Genomic DNA, 18,010 nt, shown 5'->3' on the forward strand with positions numbered 1-18,010 from the left:
ACGAATGACGATACCCGCTAAAGTCGCCTTTTTGGGTTTGGGCGTCATGGGCTATCCCATGGCAGGACATCTCAAGAACAAGGGCGGTCACGACGTCACGGTTTATAACCGCACGACGGCGAAGGCCGAAAAATGGGCGAAGGAATTTGACGGCAGCTTTGCGCCAACGCCCGCCGAAGCAGTGCGCGACGCGGACTTTGTTTTCGCCTGTGTCGGCAATGACGATGATCTTCGCTCCGTCACCATCGGTCCGGATGGCGCTTTCTCGGCCATGAAGAAGGATGCGATCTTCATCGACAATACCACTGCATCCGCCGAAGTTGCCCGCGAATTGGACGCCGAAGCACAAAAGCGTGGCTTTCACTTCATCGATGCGCCCGTCTCCGGCGGGCAGGCAGGCGCTGAAAACGGTGTGCTGACGGTCATGGTTGGAGCGCCGGAAGCTGTTTTTGAGCGCGCCAAACCGGTCATTGATGCTTATGCGCGCATGGTCGGCCTCATGGGACCGGTCGGCTCGGGCCAGCTTGCAAAGATGGTCAACCAGATATGCATTGCGGGTCTCGTTCAAGGGCTGGCGGAAGGCATCCATTTCGGCAAGAAGGCTGGTCTTGATATCGAAAAGCTGATCTCGGTGATCTCCAAGGGAGCAGCCGGCTCATGGCAGATGGAAAACCGCTCCGGCACTATGAACCAGGGCAAATATGATTTCGGTTTTGCTGTCGACTGGATGCGCAAGGACCTTGGCATCTGCCTTGAGGAAGCTGACCGCAATGGTGCGCTTCTGCCGGTTACGGCTCTCGTGGACCAGTTCTACAAGGAAGTGCAGAAAATCGGCGGCGGCCGCTGGGATACGTCTTCACTCCTTGCCCGGCTAGAACAGTAATTCATTACCGCGCCAAACGAAAAAAGCCCGGCAATACCGGGCTTTTTCACGAGTATCGAATTTTTAGAATTTGACCTTGGCGGTGAGCGAAAGCGCACCAACGAAATCATTTCCGAATTCGCCCTTGGAGCCTGTGACACTGCGGGTACCAGCGATGACGGTATCGTCCAATTCACCGGAGGAAAGCCAGCCAGCTGCGCCAGCCAGACGGACCTCAAACTGATCGTTCGGCTTGTAGTTGGTGCCGAGACCAAAGAGCCAGATGTCGGTCTGAGAAGTCAGGCCCGTGCTGGTGCCACGGTCCCAGGTGACAGTCGCTGCAGCGGACCATTGGTCGTTGAACTTGTGGCCGACGCCACCGCTCACCGTCCAGCCGTCCTGATAGTAAAGGTTCAGGCTGGTGATTTTCGTTCCTTGGCGAACAACCCTGCTATCTGCGGAGCTGAAGTCCACAGAGGTGATGCTCGACCAGTCGGTCCATTTGACCGATCCGAATGCAAGCCAGTCCGGAGCGATACCGGTCTGGAACTTGAATTCCACCGACTGAGGTGTGGAAACATCGCTTTCGACGTTGATCGGTATGCCGCGACCCGTCAGCGGGTTGAGCGCCAGATTGTCGATGGTGCCTTCAAGGTTGTACTTAACCTCCGACTGATAAACCAGCGTTGCGCGCATCGCATATTCAGGGATTTCGTAGGCGGCACCGAGACGCCAGCCTACCGACTGGTCTTCAACATCCAGCGATGCTACGCGGAACGAACCACCAAACGCCGAACCCGGAGGTATCATTCGCGTCTGTTCGCCTTTGAGCTCCTGATAGCTTACACCGCCCAGAATACGAAAATAGCTCTTCTCTCCGGCTGCAAAACGATAAGAGCAGTTTACGCCATAATCGTTAGAGGAAATTTTCTGTTCAATCGCTGTGAACATTCGCACGGTGCCGACGCCAACATCCGTCTCGATGCCCCAAGGCTGGCGATATTGAGCCGCACAAGCGAGATCATTGGTCAGGTCGAACTTGGCCGAAACTTTTGGAACCCAATAGCTCTTCGCTTCGTCGACTTCCGTCTCGTAGGGACGGCGGGTAATCGGATTGATACCGCCTGTCGAAGCGCCGACCAACGAGCCGCCAATATTCTTCAGCTTGCGCTGCGGGGCGACAAAAGTGCCCGTCGCGTCGACAGCGTTACCCTGTTCAAAGAGAATATCGAAATCCTGCGAGCTTCGCTCGAAACCGCCCGCATTGGCAGCAACCGCGCTCCCGAGGAGAGCCGCGACCATTCCCGCTATTTTAACGCGCTGTACACTCATAAATGTCCTCCCACACAGCAACGATATTAACGTTGACGGAAACGTAAATCAGGTAGGTTTCAGGCCGCAATATCCATTAATCTGTATTAGCAGCATCCAATTTTCGCAGCATCTGTCGAAAATGACTAAAACCTCAATAAGAACGCCGTTTGTTAGCGATATTCAGTGAAGCGGGTGCCAAAATATGTCCAAATTGGCCAATTTTGAGCCTCTTTTTCGCCCTTGTTGCGAAAGCGCAACATTACTCAAAAACAATCGAAACGGCGGTTCGATCAACGGTTCCAACGATTGAATTGCGCCCAAATCCGTCTTTGGCGCAAAGAAAGACCCGGCAGTGAAAGACACTGCCGGGTGCTTGATTCGAAAATAGCGGATCGCTTTTCAGGTCAGATTAATCAGCTCGCGTCACGAATACGTGACTCCGCAGTCGCCACGCGCTGCGCGGCTTCCTTCAGCTCGGCCAGCCGCTCGCGTTCTGCCTCAACGACTTCCTCACGCGCATTCGCAACGAATTTCTCATTGGCGAGCTTTTTCTCAATGCGATCCATTTCGGCAGCGATCTTGCCAGCTTCCTTGGCGAGGCGTGCCGCTTCCGCCTTCAGGTCGATCAGATTGCCAAGCGGGATGCAGATTGTCGCCTCACCCAGCAGCATCTGCGCCGAACCTTTCGGTGCCTGTGTCTCGAATGAAACACTCTCCACGCGCGCAAGACGCTTGATCGCCGCGTCGTGACGGGAAAAACGGTCAATGCTCGCCGCATTGGCATCCAGCACGACAACCGGAGCAATCGCGCCAGCCGGAACGTTCATTTCAGCGCGAACCGAACGTATCCCGGTGACGAGATCAACCAGCCAGTTGATGTCAGCGGCGGCTTCTTCATCCTGGAACGACAATTCTGGCCAGGCGGCGAGCGCCAGCACCGTATCGCGCTTCTGCCCTTCGCCTGCGGTCAACGTCCAGAGTTCTTCCGTCATAAACGGCATAAACGGGTGCAAAAGCTTGTAAATCTGGTCGAGGCAATAGGCCGCCGTGGCTTGCGCCTCGGCCTTGGCCGTTTCATCGTCGCCCATGAAGATCGGCTTGAGCAGCTCCAGGTACCAGTCGCAGAACTGGTTCCAGACAAAGCGATAGGCAGCACCGGCGGCTTCATTGAAGCGGTAATTTGCAATGCCTTCGGTAACGGCCTGCGTCGCCTTGGTCAGTTCGGTCAGAATCCAGCGATTGACCGCGAGCCCGGCGTTTTCAGGCTTGAAACCGGCGTCGAGCTTCACACCATTCATCTGCGCAAAGCGGGTCGCATTCCAGAGCTTGGTGCCGAAATTGCGATAACCTGCGATACGCGCCGGATCAAGCTTTACGTCACGGCCTTGCGCGGCCATGATCGCAAGGGTGAACCGGAGCGCGTCGGCGCCGTATTCATCCATCAGCTCAAGCGGATCGATGACATTGCCCTTCGACTTCGACATCTTCGCGCCGTGCTTGTCGCGAACCAGAGCATGGAGATAGACCGTATGAAACGGGATTTCCTCCATGAAATGCAGGCCCATCATCATCATGCGGGCGACCCAGAAAAACAGGATATCGAACCCTGTAACCAGAACGCTGGTAGGATAATAGGTTGCAAGCTCTGGCGTCTTGTCCGGCCAGCCGAGCGTGGAGAACGGCCATAGCGCAGACGAGAACCACGTGTCGAGAACGTCGGTATCACGCTCCAGCGCAACGTCTTCGCCATAATGGGCGCGTGCAGAGACCTTCGCCTCTTCTTCGCTCTTTTCAACAAAGCATTTGCCGTCCGGGCCATACCAGGCCGGAATCTGGTGTCCCCACCAGAGCTGGCGCGAGACGCACCATGGCTGGATGTTTTCCATCCAGTCGAAATAGGTCTTTTCCCAGTTTTTCGGAACAATCTGCGTGGTGCCGTTGCGAACAGCCGCCATTGCCGGCTTGGCAAGTTCTGCCGCATTCACATACCACTGGTCGGTCAGGTAAGGTTCGATCGGCACGCCGCCGCGATCGCCATGAGGAACAGCGTGTGTGTGGTCCTCGATCTTTTCCAGATAGCCGCGCTCGTCCATCAGTTCGACAATGCGCTTGCGAACCGCAAAGCGATCCTGACCATCCAGCTCGTTGATGAGCGCCTTCAGTTCAGGCGTCAGCTCAAGACCTTCGAGGAAGTCATTGTTACACTTGAGCGTAACCGCCGCCTCGGGCGTCAGGATGTTGATGGCGCGCAGATCGTTGCGCTTGCCGACCTCGAAATCGTTGAAGTCATGCGCCGGCGTGATCTTGACGGCGCCGGAGCCAGCTTCCGGATCGGCGTAATCGTCGGCAACAATCGGAATGTGGCGGCCGACGAGCGGGAGCACGACGTCATTACCGACCAGTGCGTGGTAGCGCTCGTCCTTCGGATTGACCGCCACGCCGGTATCGCCCAGCATGGTTTCCGGCCGCGTCGTCGCTACGACGATATAAGTGTGCGGATTTTCCGGGTCGAAGGGGACGTTCTCAAGCGGATAGCGGAAATGCCACAGATGGCCTTTCGTTTCACGCGACTCGACCTCGATGTCGGAAATTGCTGTCAGCAGCTTCGGGTCCCAGTTGACCAGACGCTTGTCGCGATAGATGAGGCCCTGCTTATAGAGCGAAACAAACACTTCCAGAACCGCGCGCGAAAGGCCTTCGTCCATCGTGAAGCGCTCACGCGACCAGTCGCACGAGGCGCCGAGGCGGCGAAGCTGATTGGAAATCATGCCGCCAGATTCAGCTTTCCATTGCCAGATGCGTTCGATGAACTTCTCGCGGCCCATGGCGTGGCGGTTAGGCTCCTGCCGTTCGGCCAGCTGACGCTCGACAACCATCTGTGTTGCAATGCCCGCATGGTCCATGCCGGGCTGCCACAGCACATTCTTGCCGCGCATGCGCTCGAAGCGAACCATGATGTCCTGGATGGTGTTGTTGAGCGCATGGCCCATATGCAGCGATCCGGTAACGTTCGGTGGCGGAATGACCACGGCAAACGGATCAGCTCCCGGCTTCGCGCCTGCACCCGCCTTGAATGCACCCGCTTCTTCCCAGCGTTCAGCAATTTTCGGCTCTATGGCCGCGGCGTCATAGGTCTTCTCAAGCATGGAATTATCCGGTCTTTATGCGCGATGAATGAATTGAAGGCTCAATAGCAACTAACAGCTGACAAATCACTTTAAAAGTGACAGCACCACTGTCGGCCATTCTAAAAGTGAAAACCCGCCTGCTGGACAGACGGGCAAGATTTCAATCAGGTCTGATACCGCTTATCGCTCGCCGCGCACCACGCGCTCGATCTCTTCCCGAACAAGCCGCTCAACAAGCGTTGGCAAATTGTTGTCGAGCCAGTCCTGCAGCATCGGCCGCAATAGTTCGGCAGCGATATTGTCAAACGAGCGGCGCGGTTCAGCCCGGACTGCATGGTTCAAATCCTGAAATGCAGCAGCAACCTGGCGTTCAGCCATCTGCGACAGCATATGGGGAGCAGGTTGCGGCTTTGCAACGGCATCTGCCACCGGGGCAGTTGCCATCGGCTGAACGGCAACTTCCTCTTCGGCCTCCGCACCGGGTTCGGGTTCCAGCAAGGTATCGACTGCCTTGGCAATCTCCGCTTCGACCGAAAGATCCATTTCTTCCAGGGAAATATCCGTTCCGGCAAGCTGCTGCGAAGAGGCCAAAGGCTCGCGCAACGAATGATCGTCGTTCCCGGCGTTGAGAACAATCTCATCCTCATCGTCGGTTTCGATTTCCGGTTCGGGCGTTGCCTGCACCGGCTCGCTGATCGGGCCGCGCAATGCCGGTTCGTCCTGGAACACATTACGCATCATTGCGGGCTTCTCCGGCTGCTCGGTGACGGGACGACGAAATTCGGCAACCTCTCCACGAACCAGAGCGCTTGCCGACACCGGCGCGGGCTGGCGGGTGACATCGCTGTCTTCAATGATCCTGCGGATGGAAGCAAGAATCTCTTCCATAGACGGTTCACGTGCTGCGCTAGATGTCTGTGCCATGGCTAATCCGCTTTCCTGTATTGCGACATTGTCTGCAAAAGACAGAGAATCAATGGATTAAGGGTAGCGGACGAACCCTCGTTTGAGAATCCCCGGCCAGAACGCCTGCACTCAAACTCACAGCTTTATGGATTTGTTAAGAATTGACGGTGTCGCCCCTCGAATCGGCGGCAAAATAAAAGGCACCCGGAGGTGCCTTTCCATTCTCATTCAGAGCTACGGTCAGCGACCGTCTGGCGTACGCAAGCCGAACCACTTGTCCTTGACGGCATTGTAGTGTTCTTCCGGCTTGTATTCGGCAACCTGTAGCCCCATCTGGCTGGCGGTCATGCGGCCAGTCGCATTCAGGAGAGCGTAGCTTGCAACAACCACGTCGCGCTCGGACTGGACGAGAGCGATCTGCGCCGTGATGAGGTCGTTCTGCGCATTCAAGACATCGAGCGTGGTTCGCTGTCCAACCTTGCGTTCCTCGATGACGCCATCGAGAGCGAGCTGCGCGGCGGCAATGCCGTCACGATTTGCCTTGACCGACGCGCGGGCCGCTTCGAGCTGCGACCATGCCGAACTGATCGCCTGACGGACCTGATCGCGAACCACATCGACTTCGATGCGCGCCTGACCGAGCTGTTCCTTGGATTGGCGGACCTGCGCCGAAGTACGGCCACCGGTGTAGATGGGAATGCTCACACCAACACCGATAGAAGCCGAGTTGCCGTCGGTCTGCGAACCGCCCTCACCGGCATAAGTATCAAGGCGGCTGGCGCTTGCCGTAAGTCCGACAGAAGGAAGCAGAGCGCCCTCCTTGGCCTTTACGTTGTATCCGGCGGCGTTGACGGCATATTGCGTCGCGAGAATGCCCGGATGACCGGCAATCGCAATGGAGAATGCCTGATCTGGCGATGCCGGCAGGTTCTTGGCTGCCGCAGCCGTTGCAAGCTTGTCCGGCTGGACGCCTATCACCTGCACATAGGTAGCTTCGGCCGACTTGACATCCGCACGCGCAGAATTGAGCGCTGCAACCGCAGTCGAACGGCTGGCGTCTGCCTGCGCAACGTCGGTACGCGTACCTTCGCCCACATCGAGGCGAGCGCGGGCGGCACGAACCTGTTCGTTGAGGGCTGCAAGGTTGCGTTCACGAAGGACTGCGATCTGGCGAGCCTGATAGACATCCATGTAAGCGGTTACCGCCTCGTAGAGTCTGTTCTGCTCTTCATTGCGGAGATTTTCGCGCTGGGCAAAGACTTGCGTCTCGGCAGCGGCGACATTGTTCTTGGTTTGAAATCCATCGAACAGCATCTGGTTCAGCTCGATGCCGAATGTGCCTGTCGTACGATATCCCTGGCTTGATGGGGTCTTGCCACGCCCTACGTTATAAGAACCCGTAATCTGCGGGCGATAACCAGACTTGGCAATCGCTACGTTTTCATCCGAAACGCGGACGCCAGCGCGGGAGTAATTCAGGTTAGCATTGTTCTTGTAGGCTTTGACGAGAGCGCCAGTCAGCGTCTCCGAGAACGCCGCCTGCCCCGTTAAAATGGTGCCAGACAACAATGCTGCGGCCGCTACCAGTCCTTTGCACGTTTTGAACACCCGGGTACCTCATTATAAGAACAAACGAATCCAACTATCGAACCGATTGGTTCGGGCAAATCCTAATAACCTCTAAATTCGGTTATTTCCATTGCCCCCGCCAGAGCTTGCACAAACAAATTCCACAGCGTTGCAGAATTGTATCATCTGCTAAAATTAAAACTCGAACTGCGGAATCCGTTCGAAGCCGGGTAGCGGACGAACCGCAGTGTTGAACACACCGCGTCCCGATGCAACACCATTTTCCTTAACGTAAATCCGCGCAACTCCGGCATTCCCGCGCCCTTCCACGGCTACGAGACGTCCGCCGTCCTTCAACTGCGCAAGAAGGGCGTCGGGAATGAAATCGACGGCGCCCTCAATGACAATCACGTCGTAAGGTGCTTCCGACGGATAGCCTGCCTGCAGTTCTCCTGAAACGATCACAACATTGTCATAGCCCAATTCTGCGAGACGGGCCGTGGCTGCAGCCGACAATAAGGAATCATTTTCCAGACCGATGACCGAGCCTGCCAGCTTGGAAAGGATGGCAGCAGAATATCCAGTGCCGCAACCGACATCGAGGACGACGTCCGTATTCTTGATGCGTGCCAGTTGCACCAGTTTGGCAAATGGCGAGGGCTCCATGATGTAGCGAGGCTGCGTGCCTTCGCTTTCGAGGAGCTGATCTTCGTCGATATAGGCAAGCACCTGCCGGGCGGCGGGAACGAAAGCCTCACGCGGGACGGTCAGGAAAGCATCGATAACCGCCAGATCGGTTACATCGGTCGTGCGAATCTGATTGTCGACCATCTTTGTGCGAAGATCCTGGAAATCGGCTGCCATAGCCCTAAACCCTTCCTTGTCGCGGAATGCGATGTTTCATGCATTGGAGCGCCCGCGTCCTGCCGGAGCACCATAAACGAGATTTGCCGTTGATGTGGCAAAAATCGCGGGTCCAGTCAATGAAACACAGCATTTGCCGCCTTTGTGCTCAACGTTTAGCCATATCGATACCCGTATCCGGATATGAAAATGCCGGAAAGCTCTCCGCCTCCCGGCAACTGTCTTTTCTGCCCAGTCCAGCCGAAACCGCATTATGCCTTCCGGGATGGGCTCTATCTTTTACGACGTCTTGAAACAAGCGCCCCTGAAATCACATTATTGAGCGTTCGACGCCGGAAAGCCGGCTGCTGCCAGTGCAGAGAGAACGGCATCCCGTGAAGCGTTGCCGCCGAATTCGACTTCTTTCTTTTCGAGATCGATTTCAACGGGTGCCGCTGCATCGAGTTGGCGCAGCGCGGCGGTAACGCTATCGGCGCAACCGCCACATTTCATCTTGGGAATGGAAAACTTCATCACAACAGTCACTCCTTCTGAGCATTTCCAGCAAAAACGTGAAACGGTTTTGCGTGGGAGAATGCGGCACAAACAAATGGTTAGAGCGGTTCCAGTGGTTTCCCTTTTATCCGGAACCACTCCAGGATGGCCATAAGATGGAGCTTCCCATCGTGGTAAGGTCAAGCGCGTTTTCGCAATTTGTCGTTCAAGGCGCCTCGCAGGCCTCCGGCACGCTCTTTTCCAGTTCCAGCGGTGACTTGGTCAGAGAGCCCGTCATGATCTGCATCGGCTTGAAGGGCGGCTCTTCCTGCATTGCGGGATTTGTCAGATGAATCGTATAACAGCCTGTAAAGACTTCTTTCTTGCCATCTGCGGTTTCCGCTTCGATGGCAAGCGGCTGACTCCAGTAGATCTGGCCCGCCCCCGGATCCGGGTCGGTCTTGCGCAATGCGACCTTCACACTTTTGGTGTTTTCATAGCCTTTTACGAAAGTCTTGAAGTCAGGCTCCCGTCCTTCCTCGGAATAATAACCATAAGCCCGCGCATATTCCTTGCGATTGATCGCATTGTAATAGGATTCAATGAGTGCCTGAGGCGTGGAACGATCATCGCGATAATCCGGAACCGTCACGCCTCCAGCGGCATCCTGCGTCTGTTCGGAAGGCTTGGTTTCCTCAACGGGTTCAGAAGCCTTGTCGTGCTTTTCCTGCACGTTTCTCGGCGTTTCTTCAGGTGCGGCCTTCTGCGGATTCTGCGCCAAGGCAATTCCGGCTGAAAAGCCAGCGACTCCTACGCCGAAAAGGCCGATTGCAGCAGCCAGCATGAGAGGTTTCATCCGGTCATTCGACATTCGCTTCTCCTCTTCCTAGCATCTTTTTCAGGGCGCTCCGGAAGCGCTCCCGATTTGGTGTATTGCAGTAAAGATGTTACAACACTAACTATAGTGAAAACGTGGCAATCGCAGAGGAAACTCGACCTGTTGCGACAAGACTGGACGATTCTCCGTCCATATGCCAGCACGATACCGGAAGAGAGAAAATGGGCCGTTTCGCAGTCATGACGCTAACCGATAAAGCAGCTGATCGCGTTCGCGAGATCGTCGCATCGCGCGATGGCGCTCTTGGCATCCGGGTAGGCGTGAAAAAAGGCGGCTGTGCCGGGATGGAATATACCATCGATCTCGTGACCGAAGCCAAGACGGGCGACGATGTGATCGAGAAGGACGGCGCCAACGTTTTCATCGCGCCTGAAGCCGTTCTGTTCCTGCTTGGCACCCAGATGGATTTCGAAGTGACAACGCTGCGCACGGGTTTTGTTTTCAACAATCCGAACCAGACGTCCGCTTGCGGTTGCGGTGAATCCGTTGAAATCAAAGCAGCCTCCCCCGAAAGCCTCCGCCAAATGCAAGGCGCAGCCTGATTCAAGCACGAGGTCCGTCAGATCATGGATGACGAATCTCTTCGCGATCTACTGCAGGATTTCGGTCCCATCAGCATTCGGCGCATGTTTGGCGGCAAGGGCATCTATCATCATGGCCTGATTTTCGCGCTCGTTGTTCGTGACGAGCTGCTCTTGAAGGCTGACGAACTAACCATTCCCGAATTTCTCGATGCTGGCGCGACCCAATGGACCTATGAAGGACGTCACGGGGGCGAACCGATCGCCATGCCTTACTGGAGCGTGCCGAGCGAAGCTTTCGATGATCCGGAAGTGATGACGCGCTGGGCCCGCCTTGCCTATGATGCCGCCCTGCGAAGCGAGAAAACCAAGCCCAAAAAGAAATCGACTGCAAAGCGCTAGCTTTGCAGTCGATAGAACAATCTCATTTCGATTCCGTCAAATTCCGGTCGGAATCAGCATGAAGGCGGGGATGTCGTTGCCGAAACCGACAGGCGACGGGCCGTCATCGTCACGATCGCGACGACGTTTCTGTTCGTGCTGCGGCTTGCCGCGGCGCTCATCATTGGAAGCGCGAATCGCATCGCGGCGGTCATTGGTTTCGATGACCGGTTGAGGCTGCTCGGCAGGGTCTACGAATTCCGCAGGTGCTGCCTTGGCTTTGTCTCTCGACTTTTCCTTCCCCTTGGCATCCTTGCCCTTGCCGCGGGCATTCTTGCCCTTGCGCTGATCGTCCGCGTCGTCGGAAGCTGGCAGGGTCGACAGATCGCCATCAAGCCATTCGATCTTTTCACCGATCATGTCTTCGATAGCAGCCAGATATTTCGTGTCCGAAGGCGTTACAATCGTAAAAGCCTTGCCGGAACGTCCCGCGCGGCCGGTGCGGCCGATGCGGTGAACATAGTCTTCCGAATGAATCGGAATATCAAAATTGAAAACGTGGCTCACGTCAGGAATATCGAGACCACGAGCGGCCACGTCGGACGCCACCAGCAACTGCAATTTGCCGTCCTTGAAATTGGACAGCATGGTCATGCGTGCGCGCTGATCCATGTCTCCATGCAGTGCTCCGGCATTGAACTCATGCCGTGTCAGCGAGCGGAACAGCTCCGATACATCCTTCTTGCGGTTGCAGAAGATAATTGCGTTTTTGAGCGTATCGCCTTCTGCGCGGATGAGATCGCGCAGCACCGCACGCTTGTCCCAATCCTTCTTGCTGGATTTCACCAGGCGCTGGGTCACGGTCTTGGCTGTGGACGAAGCCTTCGCGACCTCGATGCGTGTGGGGGAATGCAGGAACTGTTCGGTCAGCTTGGTAATTTCCGGCGGCATTGTGGCCGAGAAAAACAGGGTCTGACGCGTGAACGGGATAAGTTTGCAAATGCGCTCGATGTCGGGGATGAAGCCCATGTCGAGCATCCGGTCTGCCTCGTCAATGACAAGAATTTCGACGCCGGTCAGGAGCAGCTTGCCGCGCTCGAAATGGTCAAGCAGTCGGCCGGGCGTTGCAATAAGAACGTCAGCGCCGCGTTCCAGCTTGCGTTCCTGTTCATCGAACGAAACGCCGCCAATCAGAAGGGCAACATTCAGCCGCTGATTGATGCCATATTTGGCGAAGTTTTCCTCAACCTGTGCGGCGAGTTCACGGGTCGGCTCCAGAATGAGCGTGCGGGGCATGCGAGCCCGCGCCCTGCCCTTTTCCAGAAGCGTCAGCATTGGAAGCACGAATGATGCCGTCTTTCCGGTTCCCGTCTGCGCGATGCCGAGAACGTCCTTGCGTTCAAGAGCAGGAGGAATGGCTCCAGCCTGGATGGGCGTGGGCGCAGTATATCCTGCCGCTTCTACAGCGGCGAGCACTTTCGGGGAAAGACCGAGTTCGGCAAATGTCGTCAATGGAGGCGCAGCTCTCTGTTTTGGAAATGGTTTCCACCCATCCTGTCATTGCAGCCGCGTCATCGGGCGCAGGAACCAAGGCAGAATAAGGCGTCTGCAACGCAATATGCGTCTTCTTGCAGCATCGCCTACGTCTACAGCGTGCAAAAGTCAACTAAAATACCATCGAAAGATATCAAATTGCTTCAATCATGCTGTTACTGTCGAAATCAACGTGGAACATGGATGAATTTATTCAAAAATTATCAAAAGCTAAAAAGCAATCGGCACTGCTCAAGTCGAGCGCCGTTTTCCTGCCGGAGCTAATGCCTGAACTGTTCCGTCAGGATGCGTTCATCCCATGAATGATTGCGGTCGAAAAGAATGGCGACCTGGCTGTTCGGCGCTTCCCGCACCGTAACGGAGCGGACCGATTTGACTTCATTATTGTCCGCGACTGCGTTGACAGGGCGCTTTTCGGTTTCCAGCAGATCCATACGAACGGTCACATGCTTGGGCAGCAGCGCTCCACCCCACCGACGCGGACGAAACGGACTTACCGGAGTCAGCGCCAAAAGAGGCGCCTCAAGTGGCAAAATCGGGCCTTGCGCCGAGAGATTGTAAGCGGTGGAGCCCGCAGGCGTTGCTACCATCACACCGTCGCAAACGAGTTCATCCAGCCGCACCTTGCCGTCGATCGTGATCCTGATCTTGGCGGCCTGATAAGACTGGCGGAACAGGGAAACTTCGTTGATCGCCAACGCCTCGAACGATTGTCCGGACTCGGTTTCCGCGACCATGACAAGCGGCCGAATGGTTTCCATCTGCGCGGCCAGAATGCGGGCTGGCAGATCGTCGACACTGAACTCGTTCATGAGAAAGCCGACGGAACCGCGATTCATGCCATAAATCGGCGTGCCGCTGCTCATGAAATCACGCAGCGCCTGCAGCATGGTTCCGTCACCACCGAGCGCGACAATGATGTCGGCGTCCTCGGCTGCCACATGGCCGTAACGAGCCACCAGATCCTTTTGTGCGAGAAGTGATTCTTCGGTCCCTGATGACAGAAAATGCAGCGCGAGCGATTTATCTTCCATATTTACAGTCCCGAATCTGGCTCAACTCTGACAAGTCTGCCACTGTTTTCCCAACCCGCTATTGGCTATCACAGGAAAAACCCGGTTGCCATGACCTGCTTGCGACGAATTTTCGTTTTACAGTCGCTGCATTTGTGCTAATCGGGCGCAAGTGCCCTTATAGCTCAGTTGGTAGAGCACCTGATTTGTAATCAGGGGGTCGGGAGTTCGAGTCTCTCTGGGGGCACCAAAAATCCTCTTGATGGAGGATATTGTTCTAACAGGCTTCCTCTAACCTATCTCTGCGTATTTTTGCACCACGCCTGTAGGGTGTTCAGACGATTCTCCAAAGCGCCGACGTTTCTGATTGCCGAATTCTAGCTTCGAGCTTCTTTCTGCCGGTTGCGTTGACTCATTAAGCCGGATTTGCGTAGTTGCGCTTGTTAAACCCGCCTAAATTTAACCGCATTAGTAAAGTTTATTTGTCATATATTTGTTATTCAAGTATATTTTAATACAGTAAAATACAGATTTACATGGAAAAATACAGTATTGTTATATCGACAGTTACGCGCAATAGACCAAAAATGCTTGCGAATCTCTATTTGTCGTTATCCAATATGGATTTCCCGGATTCCGTTAAAATAGATTTTCTGATTGTCGAGAACAATGCGGTCAGTACATTGGATAGCTGGCTTGCCACAATTCGATCCCAAATTTATCCATACCCGGTGCTTTATCTGCTCGAAACGCGCATCGGTATTTCCCATGCGCGCAATTGCGCGCTTGATTTCGCTGAACAGGCCGGAGCGGATTTTCTTGTATTTGTAGACGATGACGAGTTTGTCGAGCCTGATTGGTTCAAGCAATTGCTGGCCGAGCAGCAACGAATGGATCTCGATATCCTCGGCTCACCGGTACGGCCAAAGCCATTCAAGCCGCAACTGAATATGTGGCAAAGCCTGATCTGGTCCGGCGTGGAAAAAAATAGCGTTAAAGCTGAATTGCGTGCGCGAAAGAAGTGGCAGGAAAACGAGGCCGACACTATCAAGGTGGCGACAGGTAGCAGGATGGGAAAGCTCGACTTCTTTCGAAAAACGGGGTTACGATTTGATTCGCGCTTGGGTCTGACAGGTGGAGAGGACTGGAACCTCTGGCTGCAGGCCAAAGAGCTTGGTGCCAGGACAGGGTGGGCGCCCGACGCAATTGTCTATGAAACTGTTCCGTGCTGCAGAATAAGTTTTTCTTACCACTTCCGTCGAAACCGAGACCATAATGCGAGTGAATTCGCACTCCTGTATAGGGCAAACCGCTGGCAGGCAATCAAGCAGCTTCCATCCAAACTTCTCAGCCGATCATGGAAGCTTCTAAGCGCGACCGTTACCCTGCCCTTCAAGGGCGGACAGGGACTGGTTTCATTTGCTATGGCATTAGGAGGCGTTGCCGGACTGCTTCAGGCCTGCTGCGGCAAACAAACACTGCATTATTCCAAAACAACCGGCTTTTGAACGTTCTATCCCGAATCATCGCAACTTCGGGATAGAAGGACTGATTTCAGTACCAGCCAACGGCCACCTGCGCCTCTTCGGACATACGGTCCGCCGTCCATGGTGGATCGAAGGTCATGGTGACTTCCACCATCGAAACGCCTTCGACTGCGCCGACCGCGTTCTCGACCCAGCCTGGCATTTCGCCCGCAACAGGGCAGCCAGGTGCCGTCAACGTCATTTCGATTTTGACAGTACGATCGTCTCCAATATCGATCTTGTAAACAAGGCCGAGTTCGTAAATATCGGCTGGAATCTCTGGATCATAAACCGTCTTCAGGGCCGCAATGATGTCATCCGTCATGCGCAGGAGTTCTTCCTGCGGAATGGCAGAGGCAGAAAAGGCGGTCTGGTCCTGAACTTTCTGTTCCATATCGGTCATCCGAAAAACTTCCTTGCCTTTTCCAAGGCTTCCGCCAATGCATCCACTTCAGCGCGGGTATTATACAGGGCGAAGGATGCACGGCATGTAGAGGTGACGCCGAAGCGTTTCAAGAGCGGCTGCGCACAATGCGTTCCCGCACGCACTGCCACCCCGGCCCGGTCGATCACCATTGACACGTCATGAGCATGAATGCCCTCAAGTGCAAATGAGATGATGGCTCCCTTGCCGGGGGCATTGCCGAAAATCCGCAAGGAATTGATCCGCCCGAGCTGTTCATGAGCATAATCGCGCAGGTCCTCCTCGTGAGCAAGGATCGCGTGACGGCCGATCTTTTCCATATATTCAAGCGCAGCACCCAGACCGATCGCCTGAACGATTGGCGGCGTACCGGCCTCGAAGCGGTGCGGCGGATGATTATAGGTGACGTTTTCTTCCGTCACTTCCTCAATCATTTCACCGCCGCCCTGAAAGGGCCGCATCTTTTCCAGCATTTCCGCGCGACCATAAAGCACGCCGATGCCGGATGGGCCGTAAACCTTGTGGCCGGTGAAGACATACCAATCGCAGCCCAGATCCTGCACATCGACAGGCAGGTGCACAGCACCCTGACTGCCATCGACCAGCACCGGAATGCCGCGCGCATGGGCAAGTTCCACGATCTTCTTGATCGGCGTCACCGTTCCAAGCGCATTTGACATATGCGTGATCGCGACAAGCTTGGTGCGATCCGTCAGGCGCTTCTCGAATTCTTCGATATGGAAGATGCCTTCATCGTCCACCGGCGCGAAGACGAGCTTCGCACCCTGCCTTTCCCGGATGAAATGCCACGGCACGATGTTGGAGTGATGCTCCATGATCGACAGGAGGATTTCATCCCCCTCACCGATGTTCGGCATGCCATAACCATAGGCGACCGTGTTGATCGCCTCTGTCGCGTTTTTCGTAAAGACGATTTCGTCAACCGAACTGGCGTTCAGGAAGCGGCGTACCGTCTCGCGCGATTTTTCATAGGCGTCCGTTGCCGCATTCGACAGGAAATGCAGTCCGCGATGAACATTGGCATATTCGTTGGAATAAGCGTGAGCAACCGCGTCGATGACGCTCTGTGGCTTCTGTGCCGATGCGCCATTGTCGAGATAGACGAGCGGCTTGCCATGCACTTCTCGCGAAAGAATCGGAAAGTCCCGGCGGATCGCCTCGACGTCATAAGCCGCAATCAGCGGATTCTTCTGGTCCATGATCGTTCCTCTTGCCGTTCCGGCAGGAAAAGGCGGAGCGCATTCAAACGCTCCGCCTCAATCAATCAGGCATGGCTGGCGAGCCAGTTGGACAGCACTTCTTCCAGTGCCTCAACCAGCGTTTCGTCTTCCAGCTCTTCGATAATCTCGGCAATGAATGCCTTGATCAACAGGCCGCGTGCCTCGTTTTCCGGAATGCCGCGGGCCATCAGATAGAACAGATAGTCCTTCGACAGTTCCGTAACCGTCGCGCCATGGCCGCAGGCCACATCATCCGCGAAGATTTCGAGTTCCGGCTTGGCATCGAATTCGCCATCGTCCGACAGCAGCAGCGTGTTGCAGGCCATGCGGGCGTCGGTCTTCTGAGCGATCTGCGCAACGCGGATCATGCCCTGAAAGACACCGCGCGCACGGTCCTTGACCACATTGCGGACGATCTCGGTCGAACGGGTGTTCTCCACCAGATGGCCCACCGTCATGGTCACGTCGGTATGGCTGTCGTCAGCCAGCAGATTGAGGCCGCGAAGTTCGAAGTCGGAATCTTCTCCGGCAACGTTGACGTGGACTTCCTGACGCACCAGCTTGCCGCCCGCATTGATGACGTAAAGCGTCAGGCGGGAGCCCTTGCCCATCGTCGCATTGAACTGCGAAAGCTGCGTTGCCTGACCGAAATCACGCAGGATAACCCAGAGAATCTCGGCGCCGTCGCCAACGGTTACGTGGTTGACAGAAGTGGAGAAGGCATCGCCCTCGCCGCCATTCTGACGCTCCACAATCGTCGCCTTGACATTAGCTCCAATGCGAACCGGGAAACGCGTGTGTCCCTGTCCGGTCTTCTGGATATTCTGGAGCTCCAGCGGAGCCTCCAGTTCGGTGCCATCGGCAATCGAAACCATCCAGCCATCGCTCACATAGGCAGCATTGATCTGGCCAATCGTATCGTCGAAGCCGCGCGACCGGAGCTGCGTGACGAGCGAGCCATCAGCCAGCGCTTCGCGGACTGGCGTCAGCGACACGCCTCCAGGCGCATTCGCACCAAGCGCAACGCCGTTGCTTGCGGCAACAATCGACGACCCTGCGATGAGCGCAGGCAGGGCCTGCGTTCCCGCTGAAGTGTCGAAGGGCGCCACGCCTTTCAGAAGCGTACGGAAATCCGTGTAGTGCCAGCTTTCGACGCGACGTGACGGAATGCCGTTTTCCTTGAGCGATTCAAGCGCCGCATCACGTGCAACGACAACATCGCCATTGCCCGGCAGGTCGCCCATACGGTCGGCAAAGCTGTCGATCAGCGCGCTTTCAGCCGGCGTTCGCGGCTTTGAAGCTGGGGCGGTCTGGATATTCATGATCCATCCCTCC

The 18,010-nt window shown here is 55.7% G+C and carries 16 protein-coding genes and 1 tRNA gene; 5 read left to right on the forward strand and 12 right to left on the reverse strand.

Annotation, left to right across the window (positions count from 1 at the left end):
• Positions 1-4: 4 nt before the first annotated feature.
• Positions 5-883: an NAD(P)-dependent oxidoreductase gene (locus F9K78_RS06115; RefSeq protein WP_121983823.1), complete on the forward strand. Its 879-nt coding sequence runs from the start codon at positions 5-7 to the stop codon at positions 881-883.
• 63 nt (positions 884-946) lie between these two features.
• Here F9K78_RS06115 and F9K78_RS06120 read toward each other — a convergent pair whose 3' ends face one another.
• The 7 genes from F9K78_RS06120 to F9K78_RS06150 all read right to left on the reverse strand — a co-directional run bounded on the left by F9K78_RS06120 (position 947) and on the right by F9K78_RS06150 (position 9,988).
• Entirely contained in the window at positions 947-2,194 is a 1,248-nt protein-coding gene (locus tag F9K78_RS06120) for an OmpP1/FadL family transporter (protein WP_328593514.1), read from the reverse strand.
• A 395-nt stretch (positions 2,195-2,589) separates the two neighbouring features.
• Positions 2,590-5,322, reverse strand: coding sequence for a valine--tRNA ligase (locus F9K78_RS06125; RefSeq protein ID WP_121983822.1), 2,733 nt, complete (start codon positions 5,320-5,322; stop codon positions 2,590-2,592).
• A gap of 162 nt (positions 5,323-5,484) precedes the next feature.
• Entirely contained in the window at positions 5,485-6,228 is a 744-nt protein-coding gene (locus tag F9K78_RS06130) for a PopZ family protein (RefSeq protein WP_121984060.1), read from the reverse strand.
• 222 nt (positions 6,229-6,450) lie between these two features.
• Entirely contained in the window at positions 6,451-7,818 is a 1,368-nt protein-coding gene (locus F9K78_RS06135; RefSeq protein WP_121984059.1) for a TolC family outer membrane protein, read from the reverse strand.
• Between the two features lie 156 nt (positions 7,819-7,974).
• Entirely contained in the window at positions 7,975-8,643 is a 669-nt protein-coding gene (locus F9K78_RS06140; RefSeq protein WP_121984058.1) for a protein-L-isoaspartate O-methyltransferase family protein, read from the reverse strand.
• 315 nt (positions 8,644-8,958) lie between these two features.
• Entirely contained in the window at positions 8,959-9,159 is a 201-nt protein-coding gene (locus F9K78_RS06145) for a heavy-metal-associated domain-containing protein (RefSeq protein WP_121986097.1), read from the reverse strand.
• Between the two features lie 184 nt (positions 9,160-9,343).
• Entirely contained in the window at positions 9,344-9,988 is a 645-nt protein-coding gene (locus F9K78_RS06150; protein ID WP_121984056.1) for a hypothetical protein, read from the reverse strand.
• A 188-nt stretch (positions 9,989-10,176) separates the two neighbouring features.
• Between F9K78_RS06150 and sufA the strand changes: the two genes are divergently transcribed.
• Positions 10,177-10,557: a Fe-S cluster assembly scaffold SufA gene (gene sufA / locus F9K78_RS06155; protein ID WP_121984055.1), complete on the forward strand. Its 381-nt coding sequence runs from the start codon at positions 10,177-10,179 to the stop codon at positions 10,555-10,557.
• A 24-nt stretch (positions 10,558-10,581) separates the two neighbouring features.
• Positions 10,582-10,938, forward strand: coding sequence for a TfoX/Sxy family protein (locus F9K78_RS06160; RefSeq protein ID WP_121984054.1), 357 nt, complete (start codon positions 10,582-10,584; stop codon positions 10,936-10,938).
• Positions 10,939-10,974: 36 nt separating this feature from the next.
• On the opposite strand, the gene F9K78_RS06165 is transcribed toward F9K78_RS06160, so the two are convergent.
• A complete protein-coding gene (locus F9K78_RS06165) occupies positions 10,975-12,429 on the reverse strand; it encodes a DEAD/DEAH box helicase (RefSeq protein WP_121984053.1) in 1,455 nt (484 codons plus the stop codon).
• Between the two features lie 302 nt (positions 12,430-12,731).
• Positions 12,732-13,505: an NAD kinase gene (locus F9K78_RS06170; RefSeq protein WP_021585095.1), complete on the reverse strand. Its 774-nt coding sequence runs from the start codon at positions 13,503-13,505 to the stop codon at positions 12,732-12,734.
• Positions 13,506-13,658: 153 nt separating this feature from the next.
• Here F9K78_RS06170 and F9K78_RS06175 point away from each other — a divergent pair.
• Positions 13,659-13,734 (forward strand) — tRNA-Thr (locus F9K78_RS06175).
• A gap of 286 nt (positions 13,735-14,020) precedes the next feature.
• On the forward strand, positions 14,021-14,992 hold the full coding sequence (locus F9K78_RS06180) for a glycosyltransferase family 2 protein (protein WP_122066429.1): 972 nt from the start codon (positions 14,021-14,023) through the stop codon (positions 14,990-14,992).
• A 46-nt stretch (positions 14,993-15,038) separates the two neighbouring features.
• On the opposite strand, the gene F9K78_RS06185 is transcribed toward F9K78_RS06180, so the two are convergent.
• From F9K78_RS06185 to sufD, 3 genes are all read right to left on the reverse strand, one after another.
• Positions 15,039-15,413, reverse strand: coding sequence for an SUF system Fe-S cluster assembly protein (locus F9K78_RS06185; RefSeq protein WP_151682101.1), 375 nt, complete (start codon positions 15,411-15,413; stop codon positions 15,039-15,041).
• On the reverse strand, positions 15,410-16,654 hold the full coding sequence (locus tag F9K78_RS06190; protein ID WP_121982628.1) for a cysteine desulfurase: 1,245 nt from the start codon (positions 16,652-16,654) through the stop codon (positions 15,410-15,412). Before F9K78_RS06190 ends, F9K78_RS06185 begins: the two co-directional genes overlap by 4 nt.
• A 65-nt stretch (positions 16,655-16,719) precedes the next feature.
• The gene (sufD, locus tag F9K78_RS06195; RefSeq protein WP_121986059.1) at positions 16,720-17,997 is read right to left on the reverse strand and encodes a Fe-S cluster assembly protein SufD; all 1,278 of its coding nucleotides are present in this window, start codon (positions 17,995-17,997) and stop codon (positions 16,720-16,722) included.
• Positions 17,998-18,010: the final 13 nt, after the last annotated feature.

The sequence above is a fragment of the Brucella pseudintermedia genome (assembly GCF_008932435.1).
Taxonomy (GTDB): Bacteria; Pseudomonadota; Alphaproteobacteria; order Rhizobiales; family Rhizobiaceae; genus Brucella; species Brucella pseudintermedia.